General features: G+C 67.6%; 15 protein-coding genes. 5 read left to right on the top strand and 10 right to left on the bottom strand.

The window, feature by feature from the left end; genetic code table 11:
• Nucleotides 1-580: 580 nt before the first annotated feature.
• From ACH49X_RS29345 to ACH49X_RS29330, 4 genes are all read left to right on the top strand, one after another.
• Nucleotides 581-964 carry a hypothetical protein gene (locus ACH49X_RS29345; RefSeq protein WP_323124605.1) on the top strand — a complete coding sequence of 128 codons (384 nt, stop codon included), beginning with the start codon at nucleotides 581-583 and terminating at the stop codon, nucleotides 962-964.
• 230 nt (nucleotides 965-1194) lie between these two features.
• A complete protein-coding gene (gene mfd, locus ACH49X_RS29340) occupies nucleotides 1195-4806 on the top strand; it encodes a transcription-repair coupling factor (protein WP_195082482.1) in 3612 nt (1203 codons plus the stop codon).
• On the top strand, nucleotides 4803-5558 hold the full coding sequence (locus tag ACH49X_RS29335; RefSeq protein WP_195082483.1) for a MazG family protein: 756 nt from the start codon (nucleotides 4803-4805) through the stop codon (nucleotides 5556-5558). Before mfd ends, ACH49X_RS29335 begins: the two co-directional genes overlap by 4 nt.
• 55 nt (nucleotides 5559-5613) lie before the next feature.
• On the top strand, nucleotides 5614-5937 hold the full coding sequence (locus ACH49X_RS29330) for a hypothetical protein (protein WP_195082484.1): 324 nt from the start codon (nucleotides 5614-5616) through the stop codon (nucleotides 5935-5937).
• 551 nt (nucleotides 5938-6488) lie between these two features.
• Here the strand turns inward: ACH49X_RS29330 and ACH49X_RS29325 are convergent.
• The 6 genes from ACH49X_RS29325 to ACH49X_RS29300 form a co-directional block, all read right to left on the bottom strand.
• Nucleotides 6489-7256 carry a hypothetical protein gene (locus ACH49X_RS29325; protein ID WP_357208221.1) on the bottom strand — a complete coding sequence of 256 codons (768 nt, stop codon included), beginning with the start codon at nucleotides 7254-7256 and terminating at the stop codon, nucleotides 6489-6491.
• Nucleotides 7253-7582: a hypothetical protein gene (locus tag ACH49X_RS29320; RefSeq protein ID WP_357112172.1), complete on the bottom strand. Its 330-nt coding sequence runs from the start codon at nucleotides 7580-7582 to the stop codon at nucleotides 7253-7255. The genes ACH49X_RS29325 and ACH49X_RS29320 overlap by 4 nt, the downstream gene beginning before the upstream one ends.
• A complete protein-coding gene (locus tag ACH49X_RS29315; RefSeq protein WP_357208223.1) occupies nucleotides 7579-8217 on the bottom strand; it encodes a hypothetical protein in 639 nt (212 codons plus the stop codon). The genes ACH49X_RS29320 and ACH49X_RS29315 overlap by 4 nt, the downstream gene beginning before the upstream one ends.
• 817 nt (nucleotides 8218-9034) lie before the next feature.
• A complete protein-coding gene (locus ACH49X_RS29310) occupies nucleotides 9035-9610 on the bottom strand; it encodes a TerD family protein (protein ID WP_195082487.1) in 576 nt (191 codons plus the stop codon).
• A gap of 64 nt (nucleotides 9611-9674) precedes the next feature.
• Nucleotides 9675-10160 (bottom strand): hypothetical protein, encoded by a 486-nt coding sequence (locus ACH49X_RS29305; protein WP_195082652.1) that lies wholly within the window; start codon nucleotides 10158-10160, stop codon nucleotides 9675-9677.
• Between the two features lie 142 nt (nucleotides 10161-10302).
• On the bottom strand, nucleotides 10303-10758 hold the full coding sequence (locus ACH49X_RS29300) for a flavodoxin domain-containing protein (RefSeq protein ID WP_195082488.1): 456 nt from the start codon (nucleotides 10756-10758) through the stop codon (nucleotides 10303-10305).
• A gap of 470 nt (nucleotides 10759-11228) precedes the next feature.
• Here ACH49X_RS29300 and ACH49X_RS29295 point away from each other — a divergent pair, with 470 nt between their 5' ends.
• Nucleotides 11229-12692 carry a stealth family protein gene (locus ACH49X_RS29295; protein WP_195082489.1) on the top strand — a complete coding sequence of 488 codons (1464 nt, stop codon included), beginning with the start codon at nucleotides 11229-11231 and terminating at the stop codon, nucleotides 12690-12692.
• Here the strand turns inward: ACH49X_RS29295 and ACH49X_RS29290 are convergent.
• The 4 genes from ACH49X_RS29290 to ACH49X_RS29275 form a co-directional block, all read right to left on the bottom strand.
• Nucleotides 12640-13593 carry a phosphodiesterase gene (locus ACH49X_RS29290; RefSeq protein ID WP_195082490.1) on the bottom strand — a complete coding sequence of 318 codons (954 nt, stop codon included), beginning with the start codon at nucleotides 13591-13593 and terminating at the stop codon, nucleotides 12640-12642. The genes ACH49X_RS29295 and ACH49X_RS29290 overlap by 53 nt on opposite strands.
• A 162-nt stretch (nucleotides 13594-13755) precedes the next feature.
• A complete protein-coding gene (locus tag ACH49X_RS29285) occupies nucleotides 13756-14844 on the bottom strand; it encodes a glycerol dehydrogenase (protein ID WP_357208225.1) in 1089 nt (362 codons plus the stop codon).
• Nucleotides 14845-15097: 253 nt separating this feature from the next.
• The gene (locus ACH49X_RS29280; RefSeq protein WP_397071415.1) at nucleotides 15098-16495 is read right to left on the bottom strand and encodes an MATE family efflux transporter; all 1398 of its coding nucleotides are present in this window, start codon (nucleotides 16493-16495) and stop codon (nucleotides 15098-15100) included.
• A gap of 79 nt (nucleotides 16496-16574) precedes the next feature.
• Nucleotides 16575-17606, bottom strand: a complete 1032-nt coding sequence (locus tag ACH49X_RS29275; protein WP_195082493.1) for a PLP-dependent cysteine synthase family protein — start codon at nucleotides 17604-17606, stop codon at nucleotides 16575-16577.
• Between the last annotated feature and the right edge of the window lie 10 nt (nucleotides 17607-17616).

Below are 17616 nucleotides of genomic sequence, written 5' to 3'. Positions count from 1 at the left end.
GGCGGTGCGCTGGGTACGTTGGTGCCGAGGCTCGCTGCACGGTGTGCGCGGTGTAGTGGCTGGTGTCGGCCTTGCTGTCGCTTACTCCTTGTGTCACGTGCGCGGCGGCCGCTCGGACGCGAGCCGGGCCGCGAACGGCGGATGCTCGGTCTCGCTTCGCTCGAAACCGGGTGTGGCGGTGCGCTGGGTACGTTGGTGCCGAGGCTCGCTGCACGGTGTGCGCGGTGTAGTGGCTGGTGTCGGCCTTGCTGTCGCTTACTCCTTGTGTCGCGTGCGCGGCGGCCGCTCGGACGCGAGCCGGGCCGCGAGCGGAACAGACTCGGTCGCGCTTCGCTCGTAAGACGTGGTTGCGGTGCGCTGGGTGCGACGGTTGCCGAGCTCGGCATAGGGCGCGCGTTGGTCGGTGGTCGCTCTGCGTGGGCGGTGGACGTGGGAATGTGGGCGGGCGCGAATGGCGCTTGGTTCATTTCGCTCGAACGCCGAGGGTTCGGCTTGTGTGGGTTGCGCTGGTGCCCGTGTCGGGGCAACGTTCGGCTGTCGAGTCACGGGGCCGGGCCCGAGGGATGGGTAATCTCGCGGCATGCATCTGCATCGGACCTTCCACAATCCTCCGGCTCTGCCGCATGAGGTGGTGATCGCGGTATTGGAGCGGGCGCTCGGAGACCGGGCGTACGAGGGCGAGGCGGCGGATGCTCTGGTGGGCAGCGCCTTGAACGACGACGATCGGGAGTTCGTCGAGCACTGGTGCGTGCAGGTCGGAACGCGAGCTGTTTCCGGAAGCCCTCTGCTCGGGCTGGCCGGGCTGTGCCTGGGACATACCGCTCGGCGGTTCGGGCGGCTCAGCGATGAGTCCGTCGCGTTGGCGCGCTCCTTGGCGGCACGTGCCGAGGCGGATCCGTCGGACGTGGACGGGCGGGCACTCGACGGGCTCGATGACGTCCGGAGTTTTCTGCACCTCTGGTGAAGCAGGCCCCCGCAGTGTGGGTCGGGGGAGGTCTTGGGGGCTCGCTTTACCGCCGGCGGGAGCCGGAGGGCGGCCGTGTCGGCGACGAAATCGGTCGCGGATGGTCGCTCCGGCGCAGGGCAGGGGCGGCACTCTCCTCGCGGCGGCGCGGGCGCTGGAGAAACGGGATGCGCGCTTCACTAGACTCGGTTGGCCGCTCGAAACGTGTCGCCTGCGCTCAGGAGTTGTCGATGTCCACCCACCGCCCCCCGTTGGCGGGACTGGCCGCCGCGGCCGGTGCCGATGCCTCGCTGCGGACCGTCGCGGAGCTGATCGGCACCTCGTCGGTCGAGTTGGTCGCGCCGTCGGCGGTGCGGCCGTTCGTCGCGTCCCGTATGGCCGCCGAGCGGCCGTTGGTGGTGGTCACGGCCACGGGGCGGGAGGCAGACGACCTGACCGTCGAGCTGGTGGAGATGCTCGGCCCCGCGGTCGCGCAGTTCCCGTCCTGGGAGACGCTGCCGCACGAGCGGCTCTCGCCGGGCGCGGACACGGTGGGACGCAGGCTCGAAGTGCTGCGCCGGATCGCGCACCCCGACGACCCGCATTTCCCCGCGCCGCTGCGCGTGGTGGTGACCACGGTGCGGTCGCTGATGCAGCCGATGGCGGGCGGGCTCGGCGATATCGAGCCGGTCGTGCTGCGCGTCGGCGCCGAGCTGGACTTCGACGAACTGCTCACGCGACTGGTCGAATTCGCCTACACCCGCGTCGACATGGTGGGCAAACGCGGCGAGTTCGCGGTGCGCGGCGGCATCCTGGACGTCTTCCCGCCCACCGCCGACCATCCGGTGCGCGTGGAGTTCTGGGGCGACGAGATCACCGAGCTGCGACCGTTCTCCGTCGCCGACCAGCGCTCGCTGCCCGACGTCGCGGTGGACGTCGTGGTCGCCACGCCGTGCCGGGAACTGCTGCTCACCCCCGAGGTGCGCGAGCGCGCCGCCGAGGTCGCCGTCGCCAACGCGGCCGACGCGGCGCTGGTGGAGATGCTGGAGAAGCTGGCGCAGGGCATCCCGGTCGAGGGCATGGAAGCGCTGCTGCCTGTGCTGCAACCCGGACAGTTGTGCCTGCTCACCGAGGTGCTGCCGGAGGGAACCCACATACTGCTGTGCGATCCGGAAAAGATCCGGACCCGCGCGGCCGACCTGGTGCGCACCGGCGAAGAATTCCTGGAGGCCTCCTGGACCGCGGCCTCGTTCGGCGGCGCCGCGCCGCTCGGCGGGCATGGGCTCGACCTGGCCGCCTCGGCTTACCGCCCGCTGCCCGAGGTGCACGCCGACGCCGACCGGCAAAGTCTGCCTTGGTGGACGCTGAGCCCGCTCGCTTCAGGGGATGCGTCGGAGGTCGTGCTGCCCGTCCTGCCCGGCCCGGCCGCGCGCGGGTCCGACGAACTGGTGGCGACCATGTTCGCCTCGTTGCGCGCCCACGTGCTCACCGGCGGCAAGGCGGTGGTGGTCGTCGCCGGTCACGGCACCGCGCAGCGCATCATGGAACGGCTGGCGGAGGCGGAAGTGCCCGCCGCCGCGCTGGACGCCGGCGCGGAACCGAACGAGGGCGTGGTGGGCGTGCTGTGCGGTTCGCTGCACGACGGCCTGGTCTTCGAGGGCGCGGGTCTGGTGGTTGTCGCCGAATCCGACCTCACCGGCAACCGCGTCACCGCGCCCACCGAGGGCAAGCGGATGCCCGCGAAACGCCGCAACCAGGTCGATCCGCTGGCGTTGAGCGCAGGTGACATGGTGGTGCACGACCAGCACGGCATCGGCAAGTTCGTGGAGATGATCGAGCGCACCGTCGGCGGCGCGCGCCGCGAGTACCTGGTGATCGAGTACGCGCCGAGTAAACGCGGCCAGCCCGGCGACCGGCTGTTCGTGCCGATGGAGTCGCTGGACCAGCTGTCCCGCTACGTCGGCGGCGAGATGCCCAGCCTGTCCAAGCTCGGCGGCTCGGACTGGGCCAACACCAAACGCAAGGCGCGCAAGGCCGTTCGCGAGATCGCGGGCGAGCTCGTGCAGCTGTACGCCGCACGCCAGGCGGCGCCCGGCCACGCCTTCGGGCCGGACACGCCGTGGCAGAAGGAGATGGAGGACGCGTTCGCGTTCACCGAGACCGTCGATCAGATGACCGCCATCGCCGAGGTGAAGGCGGACATGGAGAAGCCGGTCCCGATGGACCGCGTGGTCTGCGGCGACGTCGGCTACGGCAAGACCGAGATCGCGGTGCGCGCGGCTTTCAAGGCGGTGCAGGACGGCAAGCAGGTCGTCGTGCTGGTGCCGACCACGCTGCTCGCCCAGCAGCACTTGCAGACCTTCACCGAGCGCGTCGCGGGTTTCCCGATCACCGTGAAGGGCCTGTCCCGCTTCACCGACCCGGCCGAGGCCCGCGCGGTGCTGGAAGGCATGGCCGACGGCAGCGTCGACATCGTGGTCGGCACGCACCGGCTGTTGCAGACCGGCGTGCGCTGGAAGGACCTCGGTCTCGTCGTGGTCGACGAGGAACAGCGGTTCGGCGTCGAACACAAGGAGCACATCAAGGCGCTGCGCACGCACGTCGACGTGCTCACCATGTCGGCCACCCCGATCCCGCGCACCCTGGAGATGAGCCTGGCCGGAATCCGCGAGATGTCGACCATCCTCACCCCGCCGGAGGAGCGTCATCCCGTGCTCACCTACGTGGGCGCCTACAACGACAAGCAGGTCACCGCCGCGATCCGGCGCGAACTGCTGCGCGACGGCCAGGTGTTCTACGTGCACAACCGGGTGTCGTCGATCGACAAGGCCGCCAAGCGGATTCGCGATCTGGTGCCCGAGGCACGCGTGGTGGTCGCGCACGGCCAGATGAACGAGGACGCGTTGGAGTCCACCGTGCAGGGCTTCTGGCAGCGCGAATACGACGTGCTGGTGTGCACCACGATCATCGAGACCGGCCTGGACATCTCCAACGCCAACACCCTGATCGTGGAACGCGCCGACGCGCTGGGCCTTTCGCAGTTGCATCAGCTGCGCGGCCGGGTCGGGCGCAGCCGGGAACGCGGCTACGCGTATTTCCTGTATCCGCCGGAGAAGCCGCTCACCGAGACCGCCTACGACCGGCTGGCCACCATCTCGCAGAACTCCGATCTCGGCGCGGGCATGGCGGTCGCGATGAAGGACCTGGAGATCCGCGGCGCGGGCAACGTGCTCGGCGCCGAACAGTCCGGTCACGTCGCCGGCGTCGGTTTCGACCTCTACGTGCGGTTGGTCGGGGAGGCCGTCGAGGCGTATCGCGCCGCGGCGGACGGCAAGCCGATCACCACCGAAGAGGTCAAGGAGGTGCGCATCGACCTGCCCGTCGACGCGCATATCCCGCCCGACTACATCGCCAGCGACCGACTGCGCTTGGAGGCATACCGCAAACTCGCCGCCGCGCAGGATGATTCGGCACTGGCGCAGGTCGTGGAGGAACTCGTCGACCGGTACGGCCCGTTGCCGGTGGAGGTGGGCCGCCTGGTGTCGGTGGCCAAGTTGCGGCTGCTCGCCCGCGAGTACGAGGTCACCGAGATCGCGGTCACCGGGACCACCTTGAAGATCTCGCCGCTGCACCTGCCCGATTCCAAGCAGTTGCGCCTCAAGCGGCTCTATCCGAGCGCGGGTTACCGGGCCGCGTCCGGGGTGGTGCAGCTTCCGCTGCCGCGCGTGCAGGACAGCGTCGGGGCGGAGCGCGTGCGCGATGTCGTGCTGCTGCAATTCGTCGCTGATCTGTTGCTGGCGCTGGACGGGAAGGCGCAGGGAGCGGTCGATCTCACCGTCGCCGCCGAGATGGCGCCGCGATGAGTTCGATCCGCGACGAGTCCGTCCTGCGGGCTGCCCGTCATCGCGCGGCGCACGACGGGGAATCGGAGCCGCGCACCGACACGGCGGTGGTCGCGGCGGGGCTGGCCGGAGCGGTCGAGGTCATGGACCGCCTCTGGCATTTCGGCGGCTGGGAGGTCACCCAGACCCACGACTCGCTGCGCCCCTACCTGCTCGAGGAGACCTACGAACTGCTCGACGCCATCCAGCACGAGGATGCCGAGACGATCAAGGAAGAACTCGGCGACCTGCTGCTGCAAGTGCTGTTCCACTCCCGGATCGCTGAGGCCGCAGGCGAATTCACCGTCGATGACGTCGCGGCCGCGCTGGTCGCCAAGCTGGTCAACCGCAGCCCGCACCTGGTGGACTCCGCGATCGATCCCGACGCCTCGGCGGCCGAGAAGATCGCCGCCCAGGAGCGTGCTTGGGAAGAGCGCAAATCCGCCGAGAAATCCCGCCGCTCCTGCCTGGACGGCATAGCCATGGCTCAACCTGCTTTGGCTCTCGCCGAGAAGGTCGTCTCCCGCAGCACCAAAGCGGGCCTCCCACCCGACCTGGTTCCCGAAGCCCTCCGCGTCGTCCATCTCGGCGGCCCGGAAAGCGCCGAAGAACGCCTCCGCAAAGCGACGCTGACCTTCGCCGCCGCCATCCGAGCGGCCGAGGATGCCGCGGAAAAGGAACGCGGCGAACGTCTTCCGCTCACCGCGGAGGATTGGCGCGCCTTCTGGGAGTAGGAACCCGCCTGCGGTCACATCCGCGCGGTCGTCCGTACCAGGGGACACTGGAAGAATGCCGTATCCCGAACTGAACGCCCGACCACAATGGCAATCAACCGGCAACGGCAAATTCCCCGTCGCCGCCCACGTAGACGGCCAATGGTGGGTCCTGCGAATCAACGGCTTCCCCGACCACCCACTATGGACCCTGTTCATCGACGGCGCCCCCCGCTTCGACATCGACGACGTCCCATCCACCTGGGACCGCCCGAGCCCCCGATCCGCCCCACCCCTCGACCCCGCCACCACCGGCCGAATCCTGAGCCCGATCCAGCACTTCAGCGCCTACGGCAGCGAAGCAGGCGCCCCCTGCAACGACCCGTTCTGCTGCGGTTGAGCGAAATAACCGAGATCAACCTCCCACGGCCTCCCACGTCCCGAGTTCAGCATCACGTGGCAGCGTCCCATCCCACGAATGCGCCTGAAACTCCCCGTCACGGAGCTTTCCTTCTTCCTCGGTGTACTTCGGATTCCTATCGCTCACATACAAAACGGCTGTACGTGAGCCGAGCTCTGTCTTCTTCAAGGCGTGCGCAACGTCGGTCGCTAACGGCCGGAGAGCCTCCGAACCAACGGAACTCGGCACGCAAAGCTGGATGGAGACAACGACCCTGTTCGGGCTTGCGTTCGACGGGTTGACCGTACCGGTGACCACCTGTGCGCCCGGTGGCAGTTGCAACCCGTCCATGATCGCCGCAAGATCCGCGTCCGGAATTCGCGCATCCGGGTAGCAGGCCGTCGCAGCAGTCGATGGGGCCCCACCCGACGACCTTTGCGATGGCTCGCCTCGGCCGGTGCAACCAAGAGTCGTCAGAATCCCAACGGCCAGACATGATGCGACGGCTGTCCGCATCGTCCGGTTTCCCACGGCCCTGATTCGTTCGCTGGTCATTCGGCCACTTTCCAGTCCTTGGGCTCGTTGAAGGTCGCAGAAACCGAATCCGGCCATCTATCTCCTGGGAATCCCCATGGGTTGGTGGCAATGTCCTTGAACTCGTTGGCGATGATCATTTGTGTCCGAACCTGACCGACGGTGGCCGTCAGCGTTTTCTCGACGAGCACAAATGCCGCATTGGTTACCGCGACCAGGTTGGGGGCACCTTGATACGCGAGTGCCACGGAACCTGTCTGCTCCAGCGCGGTGATAAGTGACGCGAGGAATCCTGTCAGTTCGTCGGCAATGGTTTTGTACAACTCCCATCCCGAGGTGGCGAGGGTAAGTAGATTATCGTGAACCTTCTTGGCCATGTCATCGGCCGTCGTCATCGCCTTCTCTTGGCTTGACTTCGACGCCGCAAATCTGTCCTTCGCGACTCCGGTCCAGTGGCCGTCCAAGCTCAACTCGGGCCGGCCTTCTTCATTTCCTGCTCCACGAATGGTGGAGGCGACCGACTGCCACTCAGCGGCATACTCGATGAAGGTGAATGGTGCTTGGATTCCTTCGTGCGCCTCCTCCATCTTTTCCAGAAGTTTCTGCAGCCATTCCTGGGCGGCATCGCGCTTAGGGGTTACAAAAGCCCACACTGCCGGTTGATACCATTTCAGATTGTCGACAGTATCGTTTATCTTATCTGGCATCTTCTTCCACTCGTCGAGTTGATGCCGGAACCTTTCGACAGCGTCGTCGAGCTTTTCTTTCGTAACCGTTTCTGTCATATCGAGAAATCCATTTCCCCGTGCTGCATCGCCTGCCGCGTATCCTCGGCTCGGTTGGCGTCCTGCTGATCGAAGCTCACTGCGGTTTTGTGAAGTGCTTCGCCGATCCGCTCAGCTTGTGCCGCGCCTTCGCGCAGTCTTTCTTGCAGGTAATTTGCTGTTAGGATGTAGTTGTTCCACGGGATCTGAAAAATTCCAGCTTGAAGCCTGGAGAACTTGAGGCTGTCTATCCGGCCCGCCGCCTGATTCAGTGCGCTCTTGACTTCCTTGGACCAAGCTCTGGAAAGTCGTTCGAGAAGTTCTGCTTCTACCGCTATATCTGTCATAGGTACTCGTCCCGAAATAGTATCTTCACGTGGCTGACAAATCTCTCGGCTAATTCGTCGTCAGAGTATCGGTCGAGCTGTGGATCGGCTGACATCGCGGGGCGCATGGCCCGAATCTGTCTACAGCAGTCCAGGATGTCGTAGGCGATCGTGAAAGAGTCCGCTGAAATCGACCAGTCGGGATCGATTGATATCCCGATTAGTCCGGAACTGTTTGCTTCGACCGTGATCGCTGGCTCATCGAACTCATTCCATCCCTGTCCATGAGCGGTGTAGGTGGCACCTCCCATAGCCTGTTCAAGGGTGTGCATACATTCGGAGTACGTCCGTGTGCGAAGAAGTGTCGGAAAGATTTCTCGTAATGACGGTATAGTCCGAGAACCCTGACCGCCGGCTTCGATTATATGGACGGACCGCTCGAAAACCGAGTACTGATATGCGGTCATGATAGATTCGCTGTACTGTGAAACGCCAAAAGCGTCTTTCCAGCCATTACTCAATTTCAAGTCGGTCGGCAACCAGTCTTCGCCCACCTGTATCTTCACAAAGCTCGACGGCTTGGTCGGCATGTAAGTAACGGATGCTCCTGTGTGCTCGATCCGGGGATCTCCATCGTAACTTCGATATTGGGCCATGATCCTCCTTTGAATATGCGTTCGAGATGGTACGGTGGTCCCGGAACGCGGCCGTAGCCGTGGCCATGCATTTCTGGGAAAATGAGGATCGGCGCGAGTGGTAGTCCAGGATGTCCCCCGAAGGCCGGCGCGCCCGGCCGAACGTCGATACAGAAGGTCGCTGCGTCCGGTCGACTTCGACAGCCGATTGGATGCGAGTACGAGAATCCGGCTGCTCCCCCTATTTGCACGCGGAGAGACATTACCGCCCTATTGGCGGAAGCGGCAAGCAGTCGGGCTGGCTGCCTGCGTCGGACCTGGTTTCTGGGTGTGTCGGCACGGCACGCTGGCGAAAAGTGCTTGTTAAGCGGCGTCGGCCAGCGGTGAGGTCGGAGATGGTGTCGTCGTACGGTAAGGCGACGGCGAATTGTTCCCCTACGGTCCCGATACGCAGCCGCTGGGGAGGGCGGCGGTTCCTCCTCCTGGCTCGGCTCACTGCCATGGACCAGCTCGGCCGGTCGATGGACGAGAGCGCCGTGGAGCTTCCGCGCAGCAACACTTCTCCCAGGATGCGCGGGAAGAACTTGCAGACGCGGTGTCGAGCCCACGACTCAAAGGGGTCCACCGGCTCGGCGCTGATCTTATTTCCGGCCGGATGGGACGCGCTTACCGCTGGAGTTATCGCGAGCAAGGTTTCTCAGTCGTAGGCGCGAGAGCGGCGATCTGCCGCGCGATAGCCGAGAGTTGTAGGCACTCGACGTTACGCGCGGGTCCTCCGGTTCTCGGTGCCGATAGGTCACCGGCCGGAAGACCCGTGCGGCGAAACAGGATCGAACCCTTAGACGTTGACGCCGTAGTCCCTGGCGATGCCCGCGAGGCCGGAGGCGTAGCCCTGGCCGATGGCGCGGAACTTCCACTCGTTGTTGTGGCGGTAGAGCTCGCCGAAGATCATGGCCGTTTCGGTGGAGGCGTCTTCGGTGAGATCGTAGCGGGCCAGTTCTACGCCGGTGGCGGCGTCGACGACGCGGATGAAGGCGTTGCGGATCTGGCCGAACGACTGGCCGCGGGCGTCGGCGTCGTGGATGGACACCGGGAAGAAGATGTTGGTGATGCTCGGGGGAGCGGCGGTGAGGTCGACGTTGATCACCTCGTCGTCTCCTTCGCCCGCGCCGGTGAGGTTGTCGCCGGTGTGCTCGATGGAGCCGTCGGGCGAGCGCAGGTTGTTGTAGAAGACGAAATGCTGATCGGACAGCACCTTCAGGTTCGGTCCGCAGGCGAGCGCGCTGGCGTCGAGGTCGTAGTCGGCGCCGGTGGTGGTGCGCACGTCCCAGCCGAGCCCCACCGACACCTTGGTGAGATTAGCGGCCTGCTTCGACAGCGAGACGTTGCCGCCTTTGGCCAGAGTGACGCTCATGATCCCCTTCCGCGCGGCACGGCCGGTGCCGCCTCTTCTCTGCTCCCGGGAACGCCGGGCCGATTCAGTTCTGGTGGTCTGCCCAGGAACGCAGGGTGTCGACCCGGCCGCGCAGCGCGCGCAGTTCGCTCTCGTCGTCCAGCACGGTGCGCTGGATGCCTTGCACGACCGCGAAAGCCGACTGGCGGTGATCATCGATGACGTCGACGTCGATGCGGACGGCGACGTAGTCGTCGGCGTCGGGCATCCGCTCGGCGACCACGTGCGCGGTGCCCCTGGCGCACATCGCCACGTTGCCGCCGCCGAGGATCAGCAGCGCCACCTCGGGCTGCTCGCGCAGCCGCGCCAGCGAGCCGCGGTCGTGCTTCAGGCTGATCAAGATGCGCCGGTCACCGGCCCGCACGGGCCAGGACACCGGAATCGCGTGCGGCGCAGGGTCGGTGGTCACCAGCACGCCGATCGTCTCCAGCGGCCATTCCGGCAGTACGTCCAGCTCGGGATGATCTGTCGAGTTGTGCTGACGTTGGGCGGGGCTCGCTCCGGCTGCCATCTTCGTCACCTCATGGATCGTCGAGCGCGGCGGGCTGTACCGCGCTTGATAGCAGTCTAAGACGCTGTGCCCCTTGTGCGCTGGCGCTGGGCGCTTTGTCCGGACCGCTTTCCGGTGCCCGTGGGGCCGTGCCCGGATCCGGTCAGGCCGCGACCAGGGCGGGAATGTCCAGCGCCGCCGCCCATTTTCGGGCCATGTCCCGGACGCGGACCTCCGTCGACGCGTCGTGTCGCGCGTGCTCGCCCACCTGGACGGCGCCGCGTGCGGTCAGCTTCTCGGCGATGATCTCGCCGCCACGGTTGAATGTGTCGCCGTACACGATGTCGCCGAGCCCGAAGACGGCGAAGCGCAGGCCGCTGAGATCCGGGGTGTCGCGGTCGAGCGCGTCGGCGAAGGGTTCGGCGCCGGTCGGCAGCTCGCCGTCGCCGTAGGTCGAGCACACGACGACGTGGAAGTCGCGGACGTCCAGATCCGCGATGTCGAAGTCCGTCATGTCGTGCACCGAGACGTCGTGCGCCTCGCGCAGTTGCTCGGCGATGCTGTCGGCCGCGGACTCCGCGGTGCCCATCTCGGTTCCGAACAGAATGACGACGCGCACCGGCACAACCCTTCCTCTTGTATTGGTGAGGCTATCCTAACCGCATTGCGGAGTGTGTGCTACGCCCGGGTAGGAGCCACAGCTGCACTGATTGACGGAATGTCGAACGCGTTGCATCATTCGTAGAGGTGCCCGGAGTTTCCTGGGCAGACCAATTCAGCCGGCCGATGACCGTCCGGCGTGCGACTGCCGCCCGTGCCCTTCGATCGTTCCCGCACGAGTGCAGCGCTTCCATTGACGACGCCATGCGCGTCCGGCCGTGAGTGAGGTGAAACGAAATGGTCTACCAGTCGTCTGCATACCGGGTGATCAATTCGTACCCGCGCTTCGGCAGCCTCCCCCACTTCTGAATGTCACCGCGCCAGGCGCGCGGTCCGCGCACGTCGATGCCACGGCATCGACGGATCGCCGCTCGGCGCGGTGCCCCGGACGGAACGACAGACCGGCGGTTCGACGGAAGTGAGGCAGTCATGATGGACAGGGGAGCAGTGAATTCGGGGGCGGTGGAGATGGTCACGCGGCCCATGGCGAGCAATCTCGCCGTGTCCGCCGCGATGATCGAGGATCTGGCCTATCTGCGCGCGGAGCTGGCCGCGGCGGAGGTGCCGTTCCTGCTCGTGCGCGACAGCGGGCACCGGCTGGTGCTCGCGGCCGACGCGGCGCACCGCCTGATGGTGCGCCGGGTGACCGCCACGGCCGTGTCGGCGGGATTCTCCTGTGCCGAGGTGCAGCAGAACGTCTTCCGGCTCGGGCGCGACCACGATCCGGCCCATCACGTCGAGCTGGAACTGTGGGAGTACCACGGCGACACGGTGACCTGTCCGCGCCCGAACGCGCTGACCCGCACCGTTTTCGACCTCGCCGACGTCCAGCGCACCCAGGTGCGGCTCTTCGACCGGACCTGGCCCACCCTGGCCGACATGTTCGCGCCACAGACCGGTGACGTCGGCTTCGACATCGACCTGGTGTTCTCCTGGGTGGACGGCTCCGATCCGGAATTCCGCGCCCGCCGCGCCGGGATGCTCGCCCAGGTCGTGGTCGGCGAGGGCGACGACGCGGACGCCAGGATCCGCCAGATCGACGAACTGAAGTACGCCCTGCGGTCGGTGCACAAGAACGCGCCGTGGATCCGCAGGATCTTCATCGCGACCGACTCCACGCCCCCGGAGTGGCTGACCGCGCACCCGAAGGTGACCGTGGTGCGGGCGGTGGACCACTTCCGCGACGTCAGCGGCTTGCCGGTGTTCAACTCGCACGCGGTGGAGTGCCAGTTGCAGCACATCGATGGGCTCAGCGAGCACTTCCTGTACTCCAACGACGACATGTTCTTCGCGCGTCCGGTGCGCCCGTCGATGTTCTTCACGCCGGGCGGGGTGAGCCGCTTCATCGAAGCGGACACGAGGATCGGGCCCGGTCGCAACAACGAGCGGCGCAGCGGTTTCGAGAACGCCGCGCGGGTGAACCGGGCGCTGCTGGCGGAGCGCTTCGGTTACGTCATCACGCGGCACCTGGAGCACACGCCGGTGCCGTTGCGGCGCAGCGTGCTGATGGAGATGGAAGAGGAGTTCGCCGCGGATTTCGCGCGCACGAGCGCGAGCCGGTTCCGCGCGGCCACCGACATCTCGGTCACCAATTCGCTGTATCACTACTACGCGCTGTTCACCGGGCGCGCGGTGCCGCAGGAGGCGGCGAAGGTGCGGTACGTCGACACCACGAGCTACGGCGGGCTGGCCCTGCTCGACGGGTTGGCGCGTCATCGCGACGTCGACTTCTTCTGCCTCAACGACGGCAGTTTCCCCGAGGTCGCCGAATCCGAACGGGTGCGGATCGTGTCGGAGTTCCTCGCCAGGTACTACCCGGAACCGGGACCGTGGGAACGGCTCAGCACACCGCCTCGTCATCCGCTTCCGGAGTCGACGCAGGGCGCCGCATGACGTGCGGAATGCGCGCGGCCGGCGGGATCACGATGCCTTCCTCCGTCAGCCGCTGCCGCGCCTGCTCCGGCGTGGCGGGCGCGCCGACCGTGCGACCGCGCTCGATGGGCACCACCGAGTGCACCACGGTGTCCGGATAGATGTGCACGTAGTTGAAGGCCTGCGCGCCGTCCCGGCCGCGCAGGCCGCCCTGCGCCACGCCGAGATCCTGGCTGTAGCAGGTGGCCGACGCCACCGAGACGGGGATGCCCGCGAACGTGGCGTTGGTGGAGAAGTGCAGGTGCCCGGCGAGGATGGCACGCACGTCGGTGCCGTCCAGCACGTCGGCCAGGCGGCGCTGATCCCGCAGTTCCACGGTGACGGCCAGGTCGACCACGCAGGGCACCGGCGGATGGTGCATGGCCAGGATGGTGCCGAATGGCGCGGGTTCGGCCAGGACCGAGCGCAGCCATTCCAGCTGGCCGTCGGAGATCTCCCCGTAGTGGTGCCCCGGCACCGAGGTGTCCAAGGCGACGATGCGCAGCCCGTCGATCAGGTGCACCCGGTCCAGCGGGGAAGTCGTGGGGTACTCGCCGAGCAGGCGGGCGCGCAGAGCGGCGCGGTCGTCGTGGTTGCCGGTCACCCAGACGAGGGAGGTCTGCAAACTTCTAGCGAACGGCTCGACGATCGACTTCAGCTTGGCGTACGCGGCGGGCTCGCCTCGGTCGGTGAGATCGCCGGTGAACACCACCGCGGTCGGGCGGATACGGCTCGCCGCCGCCTGTTCGAGTAGCTGCCGTAATCGCAGGTCGGGGTCGACATCGCCGTACAAGGGGTCGTCGCCCGCGATGAGATGTGTGTCGCTGAAGTGGAACAACACGTGATCCGGACGCGGATACTCCGCGACTCTGGTGATGGACACCGGACCGAATCCCTCCCGGCGGGTTGCCCGCCATTGGCTTGACTCCGTCGCCACGATAGCGCCGGTTACGGACAGGTTTCCCGGCATTCGGTGAAGACTCGCCGTCGGGAGGGTTAGGTTTCGGTGTCGAACGCTGGGCGAACGCGGCAGATGTGGGATTGGTCACTGGCCGATGGCATCTGCGGCGCGCAGGGCGTCCACGACCATCGCGACGTTCACGGTGAAGGGTTCGTTGTGGATCGTCTCGCCCGGAGCGGTCGCGCGGCGCGCGATGGCCCGCAGCGTCTCGTCGTCGGCGTCGGGCAGTCCGAGGGCGGCCAGCGTGGTCGGCAAGCCGACCTCGGCGCAGAAACCGAGCACCGTGCCGATCTCGGACGCGGGCGCACCCTCCAGCACCAATTGCGTGAGGGTGCCGAAGGCGACCTTCTCGCCGTGCAGGAACGGGCGCGTTCCCGCGGCGGCGGTGAGGCCGTTGTGCACGGCATGGGCCGCGGCCAGTCCCGACGATTCGAAGCCGAGCCCGGACAGCAACGTGTTGGCCTCGACGACGCGCTCCAGCGCCGGTGTGACGCTGTGCGTGCGGACCGCGGCCAGCGCTTGCGCCCCGTCGGCGAGCAAGGTGCGGTAGCAGAGCTCGGCCAACGCGGTGGCGCTGCGCGTCGAAGCGCCGCCGCGCATGTTGCGTACCTGGGCGGCACTGCACGTGCGCGCCTCGAACCAGGTCGCCAGCGCGTCGCCCATGCCCGCCGCGAGCAGCCGGGGCGGGGCCTGCGCGACGACCGAGGTGTCCACCAGCACCAGTGCCGGATTGCGCCGCACCAGCTGATAAGCCTCGAACTCGCCCGAGTCGGTGTAGATCACCGACAGCGCGCTGCACGGCGCGTCGCTGGAGGCGGTGCTGGGGCAGCTGATCATCGGCAGATCCAGGTCGTCGGCGACCGCGCGCGCCGCGTCGAGCACCTTGCCGCCGCCCGCGCCGAGGACGACCGTGCTGCCGGATTCCTCGACGGCGTGGGCGATGCGGGCGATCTCCGCCCGGCTGCATTCACCGCCGGACAGATGGATCGAATAGGCGATCTTCGCGTCCGTCAGCGAGCGTTCCCAGGTGGCCGCGAGCAGCCGGAAGGCGCTGGAACCGGCCACGATGAGCACCGGCCCGCCGATCCCGAGGCGGGTCATCTCCGCGCCGAGCGCGGCGGTCGCGTCCCGGCCCTGCACGTAGTGCCCCGGTGAGGAGAACACGCTGAGCATCCGGCACCTCCCGCTCCCGGCCGCAACCGTCATGAGCCCGGCCGACGACGACGTTTCAACGCTACGCGACGCTTCCGTCGCCACGGCCGTGGTCGACGGAACTCGCCGCGCGCTCCACGGCGCGTCGCTTCGTGCTGCGGTGCCGGTGCGGGTTCGGCCCTCCGGCGCTTCCGGCGGGCCCGGAGCGCGTGGTCCGCGCCGCGCTCGGAACGTCTTCCCCAGCCGCGACGATCCCGCGAGCGCGAGGACCTGCTCAGCTCTGGGTCGTCAATGTTTCCGGCAGCAGGTGCGGCCGTTCGCGTTCCTTCTCGTCGAGCAGGGCGAAGTAGCGGCGCAGCATCAGAACGGCCGTGGTGGCCAGGCCCGCGGTGAGTCCCCACCAGACGCCGGCGGCGCCGAGGCCGGCCGGGTAGGCCAGGAGCAGGGCGACGGGCAGGCCGACGCCCCAGTAGCCGATCAGCGAGAGCCGGAAGCCCGCGTTGGTCGCCTTCAGGCCGCGCAGCAGGCCGGTGCCGATGTTCTGAGCGGCGTCGAAGAACTGCAGCACGATGCCGATCAGCAGCAAGGTGTGCGCCACGCGGATGGTGTCGGTGTCCGAGGAGTCCAGGAAGGGGCGCAGCACCAGGTCGGGAGCCACCACGTACACCGCGCCCGTCAGCGCGGCGATCACCGCGGCGTGCCGCAGCGCCAGCCAGGCCAGCGCGCGGGCGTGCGCGTGCTCGTCGCGCGCGACCGCGTGGCTGACCAGGATCGACGCGCCGTGCGAGAGGCCGATCGCCACCTGGAACACGATGTAGATGATCTGGTAGACGACGTTGTGCGCGGCCAGCGCCGCCGGGCCGATGCTGCCCATGACCAGCGCGAGCACCGAGAACATCCCGGCCTCCGAGCCGTAGGTGAGCGCGATCGGCGTGCCGAGTCGCAACTCGGCGCGCACGGTGGACAGGCGCACCGGCAGCGGCGTCATGGGCAGCGTTCGCCCGAGTTCGTCGTCGCGCCACACCATCGCCCAGAACACGCCGAAGGTGATCAGGAAGACCAGCGAGGTCGAGACCCCGATACCGGTGAGCCCGAGTTCGGGCAGTCCGCCCTTGCCGTGGATGAAGCCGAGGGCGAGCGCCAGATTCAGCACCACCGAGCCGAGGGTCACCAGCAACAGCGCCTGCGGGCGTTGCATGCCGACCGTGTACTGGCGCAGCACCTGGAACCACAGGCACGGCAGCAGCCCCGGCGCGAGCGCCACCATCAGCGGACGGGCGTCGGCGAGCACTCCCGGGTCCTGCCCGAGCCAGGGCAGCACCCAGCCGAGCCCGATCAGCACCGCGCCGCCGAGCACACCGGCGACCGTGGCGATCGCGAAGCTGGAGCGCAGCAGATCGCGGATCTCCGGGTCCGGCGACTCACCGCGCTTGCCCGCCGCGCTCACCGCGGTGGCGATCTGGTTGCCGCTGGCGGTGATCAGTCCGACGCACATGGTGCGGATCTGGTTGAACAGCACGATCGCCAGGCCGCCCGCGGCCACCTGCCGCACGCCGAGGGTGCCCATCAGCGCGATGTTGGTGGTGGACACCGCGATCTGGGCGAGCTGGGTCAGCGCGATCGGCGTCGCGAGCGCGGTGAGCCGCCCGCCGTCGCCGCGGAAACTCGTCACGATCACCGGTTCTCCTTCGCAGAGGGCGGGAGAGTTGTCCCGCGCGGGGGCAGCGTCACACCGTACGGCCGACCGGACTTCACCGCGCTTCCACCAACGTGGTCCTGGCGGCGGGCGTGTAGCGCCGCAGCAGCAGCGCCACCTCGCGTTCGGTGCCTGCGTCCAGCAGGTCGCGCTCGTTCATCCACTCGTCGTCGAACACCGTGTCCAAGTACTTCTCCCCGCCGTCGCACACGATGGTGACCACGGTGGAGCCCGGTGGGAACTCCTCGAGCCGGGTGAGCGCGGCGTACACCGAACCGCCCGCAGACCCGCCGATCATCAGGCCCAGTTCGGCCGCCACCGCGCGGGCGGTCGCGAAGGCCGCCACGTCGGTGACCTTCACGCCCTCGTCCAGCAGCGAATAGTCGACGGCGGTGCCGATGGTGGCGCCGGGCGGGGTGCCGGTGCCCGACTGCCAGTACGGCCCGCCCGGCCCGCCGAAGGCGATCGAGCCGACCGGTTCGACCCCGATGACGTACGGCGTGCAGCCGAGCTGGCGCAGGCGGGTGGCGGTGCCGAACAGCGAGCCTCCGGTGCCCACGGCGGACAGCAGGATGTCGACGCGCTCGACGTCTTCGAGCAATTCCTCGGCCACCGGGTAGTAGCCCACCGCGTTGGCGTCGTTGTTGTGCTGCTCGGTGAAGTAGGCGTCGTCCCGCTCGGCCGCCATCGCCTCGGCGAGGTCCTCCCGTGCCGAGGTGGCCAGGTTGTCGTCGCCCTCGTCGGCGACGAACACCAGTTCCGCACCCATTGCCCGCATCGCGCGCAGTTTGTCCTTACATGCGTGATGGTCGACCACTGCGGTGAAGCGATACCCACGTTCCGCCGCGACTACCGCCAAGCCCAGCCCGGTGTTCCCGGACGTGGACTCGATGATATGTCCGCCACTGCGCAGCAAACCGCGACGCTCGGCGTCGAGCACCATCTCGCGCGCCATCCTGATCTTGGCCGCGCCGGTCGGGTTGAACTGCTCCAGTTTCAGTAGCAGGCGAGTGCCCGTCGCGGTGGCCGCGAGCTCGAACAGCGGCGTGCGGCCGATCAGATCCGTCACGCGCGTGACGAGCGGCATTGATGTCTCC

The organism is Nocardia sp. NPDC019323, assembly GCF_044389845.1.
In the GTDB taxonomy this organism is placed as follows: Bacteria; Actinomycetota; Actinomycetes; order Mycobacteriales; family Mycobacteriaceae; genus Nocardia; species Nocardia implantans.
The sequence above is the reverse complement of the archived record's forward strand: the minus strand, read 5'-3'. Positions and strand labels throughout refer to the sequence as shown.

Bases quoted from the DNA above. Each gene is read 5' to 3' on its own strand.
- ACH49X_RS29345 (WP_323124605.1), top strand. From the start codon at position 581: ATGCATCTGCATCGGACCTTCCACAATCCTCCGGCTCTGCCGCATGAG.
- mfd (WP_195082482.1), top strand. From the start codon at position 1,195: ATGTCCACCCACCGCCCCCCGTTGGCGGGACTGGCCGCCGCGGCCGGT.
- ACH49X_RS29335 (WP_195082483.1), top strand. From the start codon at position 4,803: ATGAGTTCGATCCGCGACGAGTCCGTCCTGCGGGCTGCCCGTCATCGC.
- ACH49X_RS29330 (WP_195082484.1), top strand. From the start codon at position 5,614: ATGCCGTATCCCGAACTGAACGCCCGACCACAATGGCAATCAACCGGC.
- ACH49X_RS29325 (WP_357208221.1), bottom strand. From the start codon at position 7,256: ATGACAGAAACGGTTACGAAAGAAAAGCTCGACGACGCTGTCGAAAGG.
- ACH49X_RS29320 (WP_357112172.1), bottom strand. From the start codon at position 7,582: ATGACAGATATAGCGGTAGAAGCAGAACTTCTCGAACGACTTTCCAGA.
- ACH49X_RS29315 (WP_357208223.1), bottom strand. From the start codon at position 8,217: ATGGCCCAATATCGAAGTTACGATGGAGATCCCCGGATCGAGCACACA.
- ACH49X_RS29310 (WP_195082487.1), bottom strand. From the start codon at position 9,610: ATGAGCGTCACTCTGGCCAAAGGCGGCAACGTCTCGCTGTCGAAGCAG.
- ACH49X_RS29305 (WP_195082652.1), bottom strand. From the start codon at position 10,160: ATGGCAGCCGGAGCGAGCCCCGCCCAACGTCAGCACAACTCGACAGAT.
- ACH49X_RS29295 (WP_195082489.1), top strand. From the start codon at position 11,229: ATGATGGACAGGGGAGCAGTGAATTCGGGGGCGGTGGAGATGGTCACG.
- ACH49X_RS29285 (WP_357208225.1), bottom strand. From the start codon at position 14,844: ATGCTCAGCGTGTTCTCCTCACCGGGGCACTACGTGCAGGGCCGGGAC.
- ACH49X_RS29275 (WP_195082493.1), bottom strand. From the start codon at position 17,606: ATGCCGCTCGTCACGCGCGTGACGGATCTGATCGGCCGCACGCCGCTG.